Raw genomic sequence first — 13,018 nt, 5'->3', positions numbered from 1 at the left:
ATGCGGCTTCACGAAAGGTCAGGGTCTGCGAGACCGCTTCTTGCCTGTGCCAATCGTTCCGCGACGCCCGGCCGGTAGTGGTCGTTTGACCCCTGAGCCTGTTTGGCCGGCGGCGCGGCGTTGAGTCGCAGATTGCGGACGGTTGCTGGCACTCACGCCCTGGGAACGCGTTTGCGTAAATGTCTCGGAACTGCCTTCCGGGAGTAATTTGTCCGTTTCGCGCAGCATGTCCTTTATATTTTTGTCGAGTGTTTCCCAGAATTTGTTCTTGCTGGTATTTTCGAGTTTCACGATCGAACTATTTTGCCCCGCGCCGCCGCCAGTCGCGCCGCCCGCGGCTCCCGTGCTAGGACCAACTACCTGCGTCTGGACGCCTATGGAACTCGTCGTATCGCGCTGCATGTTGACGTAATCCACTTTGTAGATTTTCAGATAGGGCGAATCGGGCTTGACCACGATATTTGGCCCGTCTACCTCCCAACGCATATCCACCTGCTTCGATACCCGCGTCAGGATCTGCTTCAGCGTCTGGTCGATCGCGTTCAGCGTTACGCGCCCTTCAATGCCGGGATGAATATCAATATTCACTTTCGTGTCGCGGCCAATCGCAAACATCAGCTCCTGGACCGGCACGTTGTTCACGGTGACGGAATACTTCACTTCGTCGACGCGGGGCCGCGGCGGCGGCGGCAACGGTACCTGACGAACCGGGTCGGGCACCGCGTTCACGGTGGCGGCAGCACCATTTTTGCTGGATTGCGTCAAGTGGGCCGACGGATCAGCCTGAAGATGTCCGTCAGTCCGTGCAACAGGCTGCGTACCACAACCAGCAAGAGCGAACACGCAGATTCCGAGGCTCGCCCAGATACGTGGACTTTCAATCAACCGTGCCGGTTGATGGTGAAACTGCTTGAGTGGCCTCTGCGTCAACATCATGGTTCGCGTTATCTTTCTTGACGGAAGTTGCATTTTGCATCCGCTCGAATTTCTTGCTTCGGGACCAACACGTTCGCGGGTGTTAGTGCTCTGCGAATTCTCCAATTACCTTTATAAAAGGATTAGCCAATAAAAGCAATGGGTTGGACGGTGTTCTGCAAAAATAACTTTAGCTGCGAAATTGTCCGTCTGAAGTGCGCCCCAGCTACTTGCTACCGGCGACTTTGTCGGTGCGCGGCCGCAGGTCTTCCCGGATAGCGCCCACCGATCGAACGTAGGGCCTGAATTTGGCCAACCTGGCGGAAAGCTTCAACATTTCGTCGGTTGCCTCCGCGCGTTTGACAAAACTACCATAAAGCACGCTTACACGAAGGTTTTCGCTTGTGCCGGCAGGGTAGACCATGATTCGATCGGGATTGAGTTCTTGGCTGGCGGCCCGCAGAAAATTCTCGATAGCGGATTTTTCTTGAGGATGCGCAGTCATCAATTGAATTGAATGCCGATCCGCCGGCAGCTCTGCCAAACGCAAAACATCGGCATCCATACGCGCATCCAGCCAGTCGGACGATGATGTTTTGTCCGCTTCCGGTGGGGCGCGATTGCTGGCTGGGGCAAGATTTACGGGGGCAGTGCTTTGCGTCACGTCCGGGCGCGAAACTGCAGCAAGTACTATCGCGGCGGGGGCATCAGCGTCCTTCGTCTTGGCGTCTGGCGTGGTGGCTGTGTTCGTGTTTCGCGTACTTCCCGGCGTTTCAACAATTGGCGCAACTGCCACATCCGGACCGGTCTGCGCCGCAGGAGCGACATTCGTACTCGTACCTACGACGGCGGCGGACCCTGCGGCAGGAACCTCAGGTGCCCTCGTGGCGATTGGCGTAGTCACCATCGTTGTGGGGGGCGCGACCGTCCCAGCGCCGCCCGTTGCAGTCATCCGGCCCGCCATGAAACCAATCGCGCTACCCACCAGAAGTGACGCGGCAACGGCAAACCAACGGCTGCGGTCATTTTTTGCGCCTGGCAGCACAATCTGGGTGTCGCTGATAGCGGCTCGCACATGATCAGGGGTGATGGTATGCGTATTGGCTGCATAGGCGGCCAGCAGAGTCTTGTCCGCATAGATATTGATTCGGCGCGTGAGCCCTTCCGACGCTTCAGCAATCAGCTTCAGCGCATCTGGCGAAAAAAGATCCGGGCCCTTGTACCCGGCAGCCCGTAATCGAAAATTCAGGTAATCCTTGATATCCCTCGCGGGCAATGGAAGCAAATTGAAGCTGTGGGTAATGCGCTCCTTCAGTTGCCGCATGTTGGGAAGCATCAAATGTTGATCAAGCTCCGGCTGTCCGAACAGCACGATTTGCATCAACTTGTCATGACTGGTCTCGAGATTCGAGAGCAGGCGAATTTCTTCCAACGTCTCCAGTGGCATTGCGTGCGCTTCGTCGATCAGCGCCACCACCTGCTTGCCTTGAGCATGGGTCGCAATCAAGCGCTCCTGCAGCGCACGAATCAGCTTCGTGGTGTTGCCCCCATGGACATCCACGCCGAGATCGTCGGCAATCGTTGCGAGCATTTCATCCGGCGCAAGTGACGGAACTGCCAGGTAAATGGTCTCAACGGAATCAGGCAGCCGTTCCATCAGCACCCGGCACAACATGGTTTTCCCCGCACCCACCTCGCCAGTAACCTTTACCATGCCTTCACCGCTGGTAATGGCGTAGATAAGCGCCTCCAGTGTTTCGCCGCGATTTGCGCCGGCAAAGAAAAATTCCGTGTGCGGTGTAATCTTGAAGGGCGCTTCGTTGAGCCCGAAGTGCTCAAGGTAAATCGTCATGGTTGACGTTCCCGGCTTTGTTCGATGAGTGGCCAGCAGTTTAGCATCGCCCTAGTTTCCTTCACGTCCGGCGTGTGGTCCCGGCCTTAGCACATCCAGCCTGCTATAGAGGGTAGACCGCGAAACGCCCAGCAAACGTGCGGCTTGAGACATGTTGCCCTTGGCGAGTTCGATGGCGGCATCGATGTAACGCAGTTCGATCGCCGCAAGCGTGACGGCGAGACTGAAGGCCGGCTGGCCTTCGATTTCCTTTTCGATCGCCCGAATCGATACGGCCTCAACCGTTGTTTTGGCGGAGTGCTCAACATCGACCGTACCCGAAAGTTCGAACTCCGACTGAAGCTCCGCAACGCTCACTGTGTAGCCCGCGTACTTCGCGGTTAGCCGAATGACAATATTCTTCAATTCGCGAACATTGCCCGGAAATCCGTACGCCAGCCATGTCGCACGCGCCGAATCGTCGAGCGCGAATGGTTTGCCGCCCTGTTTGCCTGCATAAGCGTTACGAAAGTATTCCAACAGTTTCAATTTGTCTTCGCCGAGATCGCGTAAAGGTGGCACATGCAGCGAAAACACAGACAAACGATGAAAGAGATCGGCACGAAACCGGCCGGACTTAACTTCCGCGCGCAGGTCGCGGTTGGTCGCGGCGACTATTCGCGCACGCGACAAACGCGAATGGGTTTCACCGACACGCTGGAATTCGCCGTTCTCCAGAACACGTAACAGCTTGGGCTGCAGATCCAGCGGCAATTCGCCGACTTCGTCGAGAAACAAAGTCCCTTCTCCGGCATCTTCAAAATACCCGGCCTTGCTACCCGTCGCACCAGTGAACGAACCCTTGACGTACCCGAACAAGGTCGGTTCGACCAGGTTCGCGGATATGGCCGCACAGTTCAACGCGAGGAATGGCAACTTGGTGCGCGAACTAAGGTAATGCAGCGCCGCGGCGACGCGCTCTTTGCCACTGCCGGATTCACCCTCAATCAACGCCGGAAACGCGGACGACGCGTAGAGGTCAATCTGGCTCTTGAGTTTACGCATCGGGGGACTGTCGCCAATCAGGCTATGTGCGGCGTCCTCGGCATTGACAGGTACGTCGACTTCGCGAACCTTGAGCGCCGCATGCAATAATTTTTTCAATCGCGCCGGTTCACAGGGCTTCGGCACGAGGTCCGCCGCGCCGAGCGCGCGCGCGCGACGGGCATTGGAATCCTCGTTCTGCCCGGACAACACCATAATGCGAATGTCCTGGGACCAGGCCAGCAGATCATTCACCAGCCTGAATCCCTCTGTCGGCAAATCCGGCATCGGTGGCAGCCCCAGGTCAATCAAGGCAATATCGGGCCTGAATTCACCACTCTTGAGCAAATCCATTGCATCTGGACGCGATTCCCGCACTCGCACGTCAAAGTCGTCCGCGAGTACAAATGACAGGCTTTCGCCGATCAAGGGGTCATCGTCAACAATCAGCAGTGCAGGTTTTTCGGCCACTTCAGGGTATTGTGGAAAGGGTTGAGGTAAGGGTATATGGACGGATACGGGCGGCTGTCGACTTTCCGGACATTGTCAACATGACATCGGCGAACTCAATACTCAAGTCGGTGTCGTATGCGAGTCTAACGGAACCATCGGGCAAAATGAGTTAGATATCGGCTTTGTACCAATTCTGCCCGCAAAGGTCTATGCAAGTAACGCCGATGCTCACATCGGCGCAGCCTGCAAACAATTATTCCGCACGGCCTTCATTTCTCAATGATCTTCGACGGCCCCGCGGACTCGCTTGGACAGGCGCCGCAAAACCAACAATAACCTACACTTTCACTTGAATCAGACCAATCCTCCACCTTTGGTAGAAATCGACGCGGTCGATTTTGCATATGGTAAACGCGCCATCCTGAAGGGCATCAGTCTAAAGGTGCCAAAAGGTAAGGTCGTCGCCATCATGGGCGGGTCTGGCTGCGGCAAGACCACGTTGCTCAGACTCATAGGCGGCCAGTTGCTCGCTTCAAAGGGCAAAGTCATGGTTGATGGCCAGGATGTTGGCACGCTCGATCCAGAAGCCATGTATGCAATGCGTCGCAAAATGGGCATGTTGTTCCAGTTCGGTGCGTTGTTTACCGACATGTCGGTTTTCGACAATGTCGCCTTTCAGCTTCGCGAACATACCGATTTACCGGAAGACATGATTCGCGACCTGGTCCTGATGAAACTGAATGCGGTCGGTCTACGTGGTACCGCGAAACTATTGCCGTCCGAGCTATCGGGAGGGATGGCCAGGCGTGTCGCATTGGCGCGCGCCGTCGCGCTGGACCCCATGCTGATCATGTATGACGAGCCCTTTGCCGGGCTGGACCCCATTTCGCTTGCGGTGATTGGGCAAACCATTCGCAAGCTCAATGATGCATTGGGCGCCACCTCGATTGTTGTCACCCACGACGTCATCGAGTCACTGCAAATAGTTGACTATCTTTATTTTGTGTCTGACGGTCGGATCGTTGGGCATGGGACGCCCGAGGAGATTCGCCAGACAACGGAGCCCTTCATCAAACAGTTTGTACATGCGGAACTAGACGGCCCGACACCATTCCACTACCCCGCGAACACCTATGCGGATGACTTGGGCCTGACGCAGATGAATTGCTCATCATGATAAATGCCATTCGCAGCCTTGGCCGGCGCGGTATCGAAGCGTTGTGGCGGACCGGCACAATGGCACGTTTTTTCTGGCTGGTCCTGACCTCTTCCGGCGTCAGTTTCCGTCGTTTCGGTCTGATTATTCGGGAGATTTATTTCTCGGGTGTGATGTCGCTTGTCATCATCATGGTGTCTGGATTGTTTGTGGGAATGGTTCTCGGCTTGCAGGGGTTCGAAACCCTGCAGAAATATGGTGCCGAAGAAACAATGGGCGTACTGGTTGCGCTTTCGCTGGTGCGCGAACTGGGTCCGGTGGTGGCTGCCTTGCTGTTTGCCAGCCGTGCCGGGTCGGCAATCACAGCTGAAATCGGGCTGATGAAGGCGACCGAACAGTTGAAGGCCATGGACATGATGGCCATCGACCCTATCGCGCGGGTGGTCGCGCCGCGATTCTGGGCGGGCGTCATTTCCATGCCGTTGCTGGCGGCGCTGTTCTCCGCAATGGGTATATTCGGTGGCTATGTCGTCGGCGTGGCGTTGATCGACATTGATCCTGGCGTGTTTTGGAGCAACATGCAGGCTGCGGTTGATTTTCGCTACGATGTATTGAATGGTTTTGTGAAATCTTTCGTCTTTGGTATCGCGGTATCGATAATTGCGACCTTTGAGGGTTTCGACGCCGAACCTACCGCGGAAGGTGTGTCGCGCGCGACCACTCGCACCGTGGTCACGGCTGCATTGACGGTGCTGTTGCTCGACCTGATTCTGACCGCATTCATGCTTAGAGGTGTTCACTGATGGACCGAAAAATATTGACCTGATGGTCGGCGTATTCATGCTTATGGGGGTCACCGCGCTGCTGGTGCTGGCGCTTCGGGTCGGCAATCTGGGCTCGGAACGCGTGGCTGAAACATTTGCCGTCCAGGCGCGTTTCGAGAACATCGGCGGATTGAAAACGAAAGCGCCCGTGAAAAGTGCCGGCGTGCTGGTCGGACGCGTCACCAACATTGTCTTCGACAACGACAAGTTCCAGGCGTCGGTCACGTTGACGCTCGACAAGCGTTACAAATTTCCAAAGGACACCAGTGCATCCATTCTTACATCGGGCCTGCTGGGTGAGGTCTACATTGGCCTGGATGCGGGTGGCGACGACAAGTCCCTGGAGAACGGCGACAAAATCACACTTACCCAGTCGGCGGTCGTGCTGGAGCGTTTGATCGGCCAGTTCTTGTTTAGCAAGGCATCCGAGGGAAACAATGACAAACCCCCCGAAACAAAAAGAACACCGTAAACCCTTTGCGCGCACCCGCGTTGATACGGTTCAATTTCGATAGTTCACCTTCCAATAAGCGACCGCCATGCGAAAAATCACCTCCGTTTTATTCATGCTCATTGCATCGCTATGCGCGTATGCCGTTCACGCGCAAGAGGCGCCGGACGAGCTCGTGCGGCGAAGCACCAATGACATTCTCGCCGCCATCAAGGCCGACAAGGATTTGCAGGGTGGAAATCAGCAAAAGATCGAGAAGCTGGCCGAAGACAAAATATTGCCGTATTTCAATTTTGTCCGCATGACGCAGTTGGCAGTTGGGCGGAACTGGCGCGAAGCCAATGACGGGCAAAAAAAGACCCTTATCGATGAATTTCGCACCCTGCTGGTTCGCACCTACTCGACCTCGCTTTCCCAGTATCGCAATCAGACCATTGATGTGAAGCCGATGAAGATCGCGGCCGCGGATACCGATGTGGTGGTCAAGACACAAGTCAACCAGCCGGGAGGCCAGCCGATTCCGATCGATTACAGCCTTGAGAAAACCAAGGACGGCTGGAAAGTCTTCGACGTACTGATAGACGGCGTATCGTTGGTGACCAACTATCGCAGTTCTTTCAATACCGAAATTCAGAAGTCCGGGATTGACGGCTTGATCAAGTCGCTGGTTGATCGTAACGCTAAAAACGCAGCCAAGAAATAGTCCTGGCGCCGATGGATTCCATTGACTCAGGCACTGTCGCGGGTGAGTCCCTCAAGCTGGAAGGGACGCTTAATTTTGCCAGTATGCAACGCCTGCTGACGGAGTCATCCGCATATTCCCTGCAGCCGGATTTACCGAATTGCCTGGCGATCGATTTTTCCAACGTGACGGATATCGATTCCTCCGCCGTGGCGCTGTTGCTGCATTGGCGGCGTGCGGCAATGGGCCTGAAAAAACAGCTGCGCTACATTAATCTGCCACCCAATCTCGTCTCATTGGCGCAATTGTATGGCGTTGACCAATTGATTAACTGTCCGTCGCAACAAACCCCTTGTCCGTCCCCCGACTGACTCGCTGGCGGGCGCGTGCGCCGCTTTAAATGATTCCAGCAATTGATGTTCAAGGCGTTGAGAAACGCTATGGAAAATTTAGGGCGCTGGCCGGGATTTCCCTTAGTGTCGCGCCGGGCGAGTTTTTCGCGTTACTCGGGCCCAACGGTGCCGGCAAGACTACCCTGATCACCGCACTGGCCGGATTGACCCGTGTGAACGCAGGCACGTTGCGGGTGATGGGACACGATGTGGCCAATGACTATCGCGATGCGAGGCGTGCATTGGGCATCGTCCCGCAAGAACTCGTATTTGACCCGTTTTTTTCGGTGCGGGAGACACTGCGTTTTCAAGCCGGCTATTTCGGCATTCCGCGCAGCTCTGTGCTGGATGCATGGATTGACGAATTACTGGCCAGGTTGTCATTGACGGACAAGGCAGACAATAATATGCGCCAGCTTTCCGGCGGCATGAAGCGCCGCGTATTGGTCGCGCAGGCGCTGGTGCATCGTCCGCCGGTCATCGTGCTGGATGAACCCACGGCCGGCGTGGACGTGGAGCTGCGGCAAACGTTGTGGAGCTTTATCCGCGAATTGAATACTGAGGGCCACACGATATTGCTCACCACCCACTATCTCGAGGAAGCCCAACAGCTTTGCTCCCGAATCGCCATGTTGAAACAGGGCAAGATTGTGGCGCTGGATACGACACAGAATCTGCTTAACGCGTTCTCGGTACGGGTGCTTCGCGTCAAACTCGAGGGTGACTTGCCCTCCGCAATGGTGGCCAGTCGCGCAAAACAGGAAGGCGCCTGGCATTGCTTTGAAATTCACGACTATGCGGAAGTCGAGACCCGGCTCGCGCAATTGCGCAGTTCGGGTGCGCACATCGTGAATCTGGAAGTGACGGAGCCGGATTTGGAAGAAGTCTTCGTCAAGTTGATGCACAGATGACGGGTTTTCAGACGCTGCTTTATAAAGAGATTCTTCGCTTCTGGAAGGTCGCCTTCCAGACCATTGCCGCGCCCGTCCTGACCGCGATGCTGTACATCATGATTTTTTCTCACGTCATGGCGGGTAGCAACGCGGCATTTCCCGGCGTCACCTATGAACAATTCCTGATCCCGGGTCTGGCGATGATGTCGATGCTGCAGAACGCCTTCGCCAATACGTCGTCCTCGCTTATTCAGTCGAAGATTACTGGCAACATCCTGTTTATTCTGTTGCCGCCACTATCGCACTGGGACTACTACGGCGCGTACCTGATTGCCGCGTTGGTGCGCGCCATGATGGTGGGGTTGGGGGTGTTTCTGGTGGGGATATTCGTGGCGAATATCCCCGTGCACAATGTCTTGATTATTGTGACTTTCGCGTTGCTGGGAAGCGGCTTGCTGGCCGCGCTGGGTATCATCGCCGGACTGTGGGCCGACAAGTTTGACCAACTGGCCGCCTTCCAGAATTTCATCATCATGCCGCTCACATTCTTGTCGGGCGTGTTCTATTCGATCCACTCATTACCCCCGTTCTGGCAAGGCCTTTCGCACTTCAACCCGTTTTTTTACATGATCGACGGGTTTCGCTACGGGTTTTTCGGCAAAGCCGATGTTTCCCTGGCCCTGTCTCTCTCCGTCACCGCGGGGGCATTTTTATGCCTTTCGGCGGTCACCCTTTACTTGCTAAAATCAGGTTACAAACTCAGGCAATAGCCACCGATCGGTATCTACCCCATGGTCACACCAGAAGCGATTGAAAAATATATCCGCGAAAAGCTTGAATGCCCACATTTGGCTATTGAAGGCGATGGCGCCCACTTTCAGGCCGTCATCGTCTCCGAAGCGTTTGCCGGCAAGTCGCGCGTGCAGCGCCACCAAATCGTCTACGGCGCGCTGGGTGAGCGCATGCGCGAAGAAATCCACGCGCTATCGATGCAAACCCTCACGCCGGCTGAGTGGTCGCTTCATCCCGCGCATCTTCCAGCCAACTAACTCACGCCTCCCCCATGCAGAAACTAAAAATTCGAGGCGGCAAACCGCTTCGCGGTGACGTTCGCATCTCCGGTGCCAAGAACGCGGCATTGCCGATTCTGTGCGCGGCCCTGCTCACGCCTGAAACACTGACGTTGCACAATGTGCCGCAGTTGAACGATATCGGCACGATGCTCAAGCTGCTCTCGCAGATGGGTGTCATCGCTGAGCGCGATGGCGAAACCGTCACCCTCAACGCGGCCTCACTCAATAATCTGGTTGCGCCGTATGACCTGGTGAAAACCATGCGCGCATCGATTCTGGCGCTCGGGCCGCTACTGGCACGCTTTGGCGAGGCCAAGGTATCGTTGCCCGGCGGTTGCGCGATCGGTGCGCGGCCCGTTGATTTGCACATCAAGGGCCTGGAAGCGATGGGTGCGACCATCAGTATCGAAGCGGGTTACATCCACGCGACCGCAAAGAAATTAAGGGGCGCGCGGATATTCATGGATACCGTTACGGTAACCGGCACTGAAAACCTGATGATGGCTGCCGCGCTGGCTGACGGCACGACATTACTGGAAAACGCGGCACGCGAGCCGGAAGTAGTGGATCTCGCCGAATGCCTGATCAAAATGGGCGCGAACATCCATGGTCACGGGTCCGACACGATTACCATCGAAGGCATTGCGGCCCTGCACGGTGCCGAACATGCCGTGATGCCTGACCGCATCGAAACCGGTACCTTTCTTGCGGCCGTCACCGCCACCGGCGGCGATGTTCGCCTGCTCAACACGCAGCCCGGCACGCTAGATGCCGTCATCGAGAAACTTCGGGACGCGGGCGCGACAATTGCCAACACGGCAGACCAGATCAGCATTTCCATGTATAAGCGACCGTCGCACATCAATGTCCGCACCGCCCCCTATCCCGCCTTTCCGACCGACATGCAGGCACAGTTCATTGCGCTCAATACCATTGCCGCCGGAACCGCGCTGGTCACGGAGACCATTTTCGAAAATCGTTTCATGCATGTTCAGGAACTGGTGCGGCTGGGCGCAAAAATCGATATCGAAGGCAATACCGCCATCGTCACTGGCGTTGATAAGCTGACCGGAGCCGCCGTAATGGCAACTGATCTGCGCGCCTCGGCATGCCTGGTCATCGCCGGCTTGGTCGCGGAGGGTGAGACCATCATCGATCGCATTTATCACCTCGACCGCGGGTACGATCACATCGAGAAGAAACTGGTTGCTCTCGGCGCCGATATCGAACGTTGCAATTGAGATGCGACTTGATTGAATCCATGGACCAGGTTATTACCATCGCGCTTTCCAAGGGCCGCATCTTCGACGAGACGCTGCCCTTGCTGGCGGCTGCGGGGATTACGCCGCAAGACGATCCCGAAAAATCGCGCAAACTCATTATCTCCACTAATCGCGCCGACGCGCGCCTGGTGATCGTGCGCGCCTCGGACGTGCCGACTTACGTGCAATACGGCGCCGCCGATCTGGGCGTCGCCGGCAAAGATGTGTTGCTCGAGCACGCCGGTGGTGGCCTCTATCAGCCGCTGGATCTCGCGATCGGCAAATGCCGGATGATGGTGGCGGTGCGCGAGGGATTCGATTACGCGGCAGCCGTCAAGCGCGGTGCACGCTTGAATGTGGCAACCAAGTACGTGCAGGTTGCGCGGGAACACTTTGCCGCCAAGGGCATGCATGTCAATCTCATCAAGCTCTACGGATCAATGGAGCTGGCACCACTGACCGGACTTGCAGACGCGATCGTCGATCTGGTCTCCACCGGCAATACGCTGAAGGCGAATCACCTGGTGGCGGTGGAGGACATCATGCCGATTTCGAGCCGCCTGATCGTCAATCGTGCCGCCTTGAAGCTGAAGCGCGTATCGATTCAGCCGATGATCGAGGCGTTCGCAAGGGCCGCATTTCAATCGTGATCACAACACGAAACACAAGCATTGGCGCGCCTTTCGTGGCAGAAATGCCCGGGAAGGCGCGCCAGCGCTTGTGTTTTAGCGCTCACTTGCCATGCTGAACGTCCGGAAACTCGATTCACGTAGCGACACCTTTGAGTCTGACCTCGCGCGCCTGCTCGCCTTCGAAGCCGCGCAAGATCCCAAAGTCGAAACGACGGTGCGCGAGATTCTCAATGAAGTGAAAACGCGCGGCAACGCGGCATTGCTCGAACACACGGCGAAATTTGATCGCTGGATACCGGCAAGTGCCGGTGCGCTGGAAATCGGCTCGGCCGCGCTACAAGGCGCGCTGAAGAATTTGCCGGCCGCCGTGCGCGCCGCACTTGAGACTGCCGCCGCCCGCATCCGCCATTACCACGAGCGCCAGATCCAGCCCTCTTGGCAATATGCCGAGGCCGATGGCACGGTGCTCGGCCAGAAAATTACCCCGCTGGATCGCGCCGGCCTTTACGTCCCGGGCGGCAAGGCCGCGTATCCATCGTCGGTGTTGATGAACGCAATGGCCGCGAAGGTGGCAGGCGTCAAAGAACTCATCATGGTCACGCCGACGCCCGACGGGCAAATGAACGAAACGGTGCTGGCGGCCGCAGCCCTCGCCGGTGTCGACCGGGTATTTCGCGTTGGCGGCGCGCAGGCCGTGGGCGCATTGGCGTTCGGCACCGAAACCGTTCCCGCCGTGGACAAGATCGTCGGCCCCGGCAACGCCTATGTCGCCGCCGCCAAGCGCTTCGTCTTCGGCGTGGTCGGTATCGACATGGTCGCCGGGCCGTCGGAAATTCTCGTCATCGCCGACGGAACCACCGACCCCGACTGGGTGGCGATGGATTTGTTCTCGCAAGCCGAGCACGATGAAATCGCCCAGGCGGTATTGCTTTGCCCCGACGCGTCCTACATCGAACGTGTGATGGCGAGCATGGAACGGCAATTGGCGGACATGCCGAGGGCCGATATTATCCGCGCGTCGCTCACCAATCGCGGCGCGCTAATCCTGGTTCGGGATCTTGAAGAGGCGTGTGAAATCTCCAATCGCATCGCGCCGGAACACCTCGAGTTGTCTGTCGCGCATCCTGAAGTACTGCTGCCCAAAATCCACCATGCCGGCGCGATTTTCATGGGCATGTTTTCCTCGGAGTCACTTGGGGACTACTGCGCAGGGCCCAATCACGTGCTGCCCACATCGCGTACGTCAAGGTTTTCCTCGCCGCTGGGTGTGTACGATTTTCAGAAACGCTCCTCGATCATTCACGTCTCGCGCGACGGCGCACACACGCTCGGGAAGACTGCCGCCACGCTGGCGCGCGCCGAAGGCCTGGAAGCACACGCGCGCTCGGCTGACTTCCGCTTGAAGTAATT

The 13,018-nt window shown here is 56.9% G+C and carries 14 protein-coding genes; 11 read left to right on the top strand and 3 right to left on the bottom strand.

The window, feature by feature from the left end:
* Nucleotides 1–18: 18 nt before the first annotated feature.
* The 3 genes from IPP88_05805 to IPP88_05795 form a co-directional block, all read right to left on the bottom strand.
* Nucleotides 19–765 carry a secretin N-terminal domain-containing protein gene (locus IPP88_05805; GenBank protein ID MBL0122254.1) on the bottom strand — a complete coding sequence of 249 codons (747 nt, stop codon included), beginning with the start codon at nucleotides 763–765 and terminating at the stop codon, nucleotides 19–21.
* Between the two features lie 376 nt (nucleotides 766–1,141).
* Nucleotides 1,142–2,767, bottom strand: coding sequence for an AAA family ATPase (locus IPP88_05800; protein ID MBL0122253.1), 1,626 nt, complete (start codon nucleotides 2,765–2,767; stop codon nucleotides 1,142–1,144).
* Nucleotides 2,768–2,818: 51 nt separating this feature from the next.
* A complete protein-coding gene (locus IPP88_05795) occupies nucleotides 2,819–4,243 on the bottom strand; it encodes a sigma-54-dependent Fis family transcriptional regulator (protein ID MBL0122252.1) in 1,425 nt (474 codons plus the stop codon).
* Between the two features lie 349 nt (nucleotides 4,244–4,592).
* Between IPP88_05795 and IPP88_05790 the strand changes: the two genes are divergently transcribed.
* The 11 genes from IPP88_05790 (at nucleotide 4,593) to hisD (ending at nucleotide 13,016) form a co-directional block, all read left to right on the top strand.
* Nucleotides 4,593–5,420 (top strand): ABC transporter ATP-binding protein, encoded by an 828-nt coding sequence (locus IPP88_05790; GenBank protein MBL0122251.1) that lies wholly within the window; start codon nucleotides 4,593–4,595, stop codon nucleotides 5,418–5,420.
* Complete coding sequence (gene mlaE / locus IPP88_05785) at nucleotides 5,417–6,202, top strand: lipid asymmetry maintenance ABC transporter permease subunit MlaE (GenBank protein ID MBL0122250.1); 786 nt, start codon at nucleotides 5,417–5,419, stop codon at nucleotides 6,200–6,202. The genes IPP88_05790 and mlaE overlap by 4 nt, the downstream gene beginning before the upstream one ends.
* Before the next feature lie 22 nt (nucleotides 6,203–6,224).
* Complete coding sequence (mlaD, locus tag IPP88_05780; GenBank protein ID MBL0122249.1) at nucleotides 6,225–6,695, top strand: outer membrane lipid asymmetry maintenance protein MlaD; 471 nt, start codon at nucleotides 6,225–6,227, stop codon at nucleotides 6,693–6,695.
* Nucleotides 6,696–6,762: 67 nt separating this feature from the next.
* Nucleotides 6,763–7,377: an ABC transporter substrate-binding protein gene (locus tag IPP88_05775; protein ID MBL0122248.1), complete on the top strand. Its 615-nt coding sequence runs from the start codon at nucleotides 6,763–6,765 to the stop codon at nucleotides 7,375–7,377.
* An 11-nt stretch (nucleotides 7,378–7,388) separates the two neighbouring features.
* Nucleotides 7,389–7,727, top strand: coding sequence for an STAS domain-containing protein (locus IPP88_05770; GenBank protein MBL0122247.1), 339 nt, complete (start codon nucleotides 7,389–7,391; stop codon nucleotides 7,725–7,727).
* Nucleotides 7,728–7,756: 29 nt separating this feature from the next.
* On the top strand, nucleotides 7,757–8,659 hold the full coding sequence (locus IPP88_05765) for an ABC transporter ATP-binding protein (GenBank protein ID MBL0122246.1): 903 nt from the start codon (nucleotides 7,757–7,759) through the stop codon (nucleotides 8,657–8,659).
* Nucleotides 8,656–9,411 (top strand): ABC transporter permease, encoded by a 756-nt coding sequence (locus IPP88_05760; GenBank protein MBL0122245.1) that lies wholly within the window; start codon nucleotides 8,656–8,658, stop codon nucleotides 9,409–9,411. The genes IPP88_05765 and IPP88_05760 overlap by 4 nt, the downstream gene beginning before the upstream one ends.
* A gap of 21 nt (nucleotides 9,412–9,432) precedes the next feature.
* Complete coding sequence (locus IPP88_05755) at nucleotides 9,433–9,690, top strand: BolA family transcriptional regulator (GenBank protein ID MBL0122244.1); 258 nt, start codon at nucleotides 9,433–9,435, stop codon at nucleotides 9,688–9,690.
* Nucleotides 9,691–9,704: 14 nt separating this feature from the next.
* On the top strand, nucleotides 9,705–10,955 hold the full coding sequence (murA, locus tag IPP88_05750; GenBank protein ID MBL0122243.1) for a UDP-N-acetylglucosamine 1-carboxyvinyltransferase: 1,251 nt from the start codon (nucleotides 9,705–9,707) through the stop codon (nucleotides 10,953–10,955).
* Nucleotides 10,956–10,975: 20 nt separating this feature from the next.
* Complete coding sequence (locus tag IPP88_05745; GenBank protein MBL0122242.1) at nucleotides 10,976–11,626, top strand: ATP phosphoribosyltransferase; 651 nt, start codon at nucleotides 10,976–10,978, stop codon at nucleotides 11,624–11,626.
* Between the two features lie 91 nt (nucleotides 11,627–11,717).
* Entirely contained in the window at nucleotides 11,718–13,016 is a 1,299-nt protein-coding gene (hisD, locus tag IPP88_05740; GenBank protein MBL0122241.1) for a histidinol dehydrogenase, read from the top strand.
* Nucleotides 13,017–13,018: the final 2 nt, after the last annotated feature.

This window comes from Betaproteobacteria bacterium (assembly GCA_016720925.1).
Lineage (GTDB): Bacteria > Pseudomonadota > Gammaproteobacteria > Burkholderiales > Usitatibacteraceae > UKL13-2.
Note: the sequence above shows the minus strand (reverse complement) of the source record. Positions and strands in the feature narration are given on the sequence as shown.

Coding starts and splice junctions, on each gene's coding strand:
- IPP88_05770 (MBL0122247.1), top strand. CDS start 7,389: ATGGATTCCATTGACTCAGGCACTGTCGCGGGTGAGTCCCTCAAGCTG.
- mlaD (MBL0122249.1), top strand. CDS start 6,225: ATGGTCGGCGTATTCATGCTTATGGGGGTCACCGCGCTGCTGGTGCTG.
- IPP88_05765 (MBL0122246.1), top strand. CDS start 7,757: ATGATTCCAGCAATTGATGTTCAAGGCGTTGAGAAACGCTATGGAAAA.
- IPP88_05775 (MBL0122248.1), top strand. CDS start 6,763: ATGCGAAAAATCACCTCCGTTTTATTCATGCTCATTGCATCGCTATGC.
- IPP88_05755 (MBL0122244.1), top strand. CDS start 9,433: ATGGTCACACCAGAAGCGATTGAAAAATATATCCGCGAAAAGCTTGAA.
- IPP88_05745 (MBL0122242.1), top strand. CDS start 10,976: ATGGACCAGGTTATTACCATCGCGCTTTCCAAGGGCCGCATCTTCGAC.
- mlaE (MBL0122250.1), top strand. CDS start 5,417: ATGATAAATGCCATTCGCAGCCTTGGCCGGCGCGGTATCGAAGCGTTG.
- hisD (MBL0122241.1), top strand. CDS start 11,718: ATGCTGAACGTCCGGAAACTCGATTCACGTAGCGACACCTTTGAGTCT.
- IPP88_05760 (MBL0122245.1), top strand. CDS start 8,656: ATGACGGGTTTTCAGACGCTGCTTTATAAAGAGATTCTTCGCTTCTGG.
- murA (MBL0122243.1), top strand. CDS start 9,705: ATGCAGAAACTAAAAATTCGAGGCGGCAAACCGCTTCGCGGTGACGTT.
- IPP88_05800 (MBL0122253.1), bottom strand. CDS start 2,767: ATGACGATTTACCTTGAGCACTTCGGGCTCAACGAAGCGCCCTTCAAG.